Here is a 1429-nt window from a genome sequence, read left to right as displayed (position 1 = left end):
ATTATAAATTTTTCTGTTCGGGAATTTCGGTCAATTTCAAAAAATGATTGTGTTTTTTCCTCGGATAGCTTTCATCGTGTTCACCAATCGCAAAAGCAATTTTCTGCCAGGAAAAGCCGTTGATATAACGCAGGCTCAAAATTTGCCTCATAAGACTATCATCCACGGAAGCAATAAATCGGTTCAGCCGGTTATATTCGACAACGGAAAGCTTGAGCTTAGCCTCAATAACCGCCCTGCAATCTGCTATTTGCGCGGCGATGGCAGTCTTGTCCGAAATCTTATTGATATGGGGAAGACCCGTGATCTTAGGTGAGACGCTGGTCGCCGCAGCTTCTAGCTCCCTAAGCCTTCGTCGCTCCTGTTCAATTTCATGATTCAAATAATAAAGCTGCGATAATTCCTTCTTTGTCACCTAATCCCTCCTCCTTCTCAGCTTGCCCTTAAGATATTCCGCATTTATAGATTCAGGCAAGAGGGAAGATGGCATTTCCCGTCTGAGCCAATCCATTCACAGCGGTTCTTTTTACAAAATTCCCGGGGCTTCCCGTCGTATTGAAAACGGGAGGCCTTTTCTTTGTCCTTATTGGGAACGTCTATTCCCTTCTGTTCTGCGATTGGAACTTGCGGCGCTTTTTTAACGCGCCTGCTTCGACCGGCTGCTTCCACCGCCTCTATAATTTCCTCCGGGGGGTCAACGCCAAATGCGGCGCCAGCTTTTCTAATGCTGGCCGGGTACGGGTCTTGTTCTCCGTGCTCCCAGCGGCTGATCTGTATTGCGCACATCCCGCACCTTTCAGCAAACTTCTGTTTCGTGAGGCCCGAGCCTTTATATAAGTCAAAAAGCCATTTTGCCGCGGGGTTCATGCTTCTTCCTCCTGATCCATGCGAGCGCCGCAGTTGGGGCAGTAGTTCATAAATACGATTTGTGATGTCGAAAAAAGCGCATGCCACATTCACTGCACGGATGTCCATTTAAACTCGCTGTTAGTGGAAAGACTTCATATGCTCCCCATTTCCCATGCTTCACCGGGGCAACATCAGCGGCGGGAAACTCTGTAATCTCTCTCATTACGTCCAGCGGCTTGTCCTGCTTGTTGAACAAATGAGACAAGAGCTTTTCACGTTCTATGTATTCAGCCATCTTTATTCTCCTCCGCTAAATGATTAAACAGCTTACGGCTCATAACCTGACAGGGTGCAACCCCTTGCTCGTTGATCGCCTTGCACTCACACGAGATTGGCCTCCATTGGTCACATCTTGCACAGGGCGGCCAGCCTTTTTGTTTATCCATTCTCATCACTCTTCCTCCTTCACCGGCCCCCGTTGTAGATAACCACCATCGAGGGAAAAGGGGCGGCGTTTACGGCGTTGCCGTCATCGTCCGTAAAATGCAAACGCCCTCGCACAAACCTGATTTCCGCCTTC

General features: G+C 48.6%; 4 protein-coding genes. All 4 read right to left on the bottom strand.

Annotated features, from left to right (window positions below; genetic code table 11):
• Position 1: 1 nt before the first annotated feature.
• Genes DPQ25_RS14240 through DPQ25_RS14810 form a run of 4 tightly spaced genes read right to left on the bottom strand, consistent with a single transcriptional unit; the run spans position 2 to position 1301 of the window.
• Positions 2 to 415 (bottom strand): hypothetical protein, encoded by a 414-nt coding sequence (locus tag DPQ25_RS14240; protein ID WP_112333834.1) that lies wholly within the window; start codon positions 413 to 415, stop codon positions 2 to 4.
• A 44-nt stretch (positions 416 to 459) separates the two neighbouring features.
• Positions 460 to 867, bottom strand: coding sequence for a helix-turn-helix domain-containing protein (locus DPQ25_RS14235; protein ID WP_242978404.1), 408 nt, complete (start codon positions 865 to 867; stop codon positions 460 to 462).
• Between the two features lie 46 nt (positions 868 to 913).
• Positions 914 to 1144, bottom strand: a complete 231-nt coding sequence (locus DPQ25_RS14815) for a hypothetical protein (RefSeq protein WP_177577144.1) — start codon at positions 1142 to 1144, stop codon at positions 914 to 916.
• Complete coding sequence (locus tag DPQ25_RS14810; protein WP_177577146.1) at positions 1137 to 1301, bottom strand: hypothetical protein; 165 nt, start codon at positions 1299 to 1301, stop codon at positions 1137 to 1139. The genes DPQ25_RS14815 and DPQ25_RS14810 overlap by 8 nt, the downstream gene beginning before the upstream one ends.
• Positions 1302 to 1429: the final 128 nt, after the last annotated feature.

Source organism: Hydrogeniiclostridium mannosilyticum (assembly GCF_003268275.1).
Taxonomy (GTDB): domain Bacteria; phylum Bacillota; class Clostridia; order Oscillospirales; family Acutalibacteraceae; genus Hydrogeniiclostridium; species Hydrogeniiclostridium mannosilyticum.
Note: the sequence above shows the minus strand (reverse complement) of the source record. Positions and strands in the feature narration are given on the sequence as shown.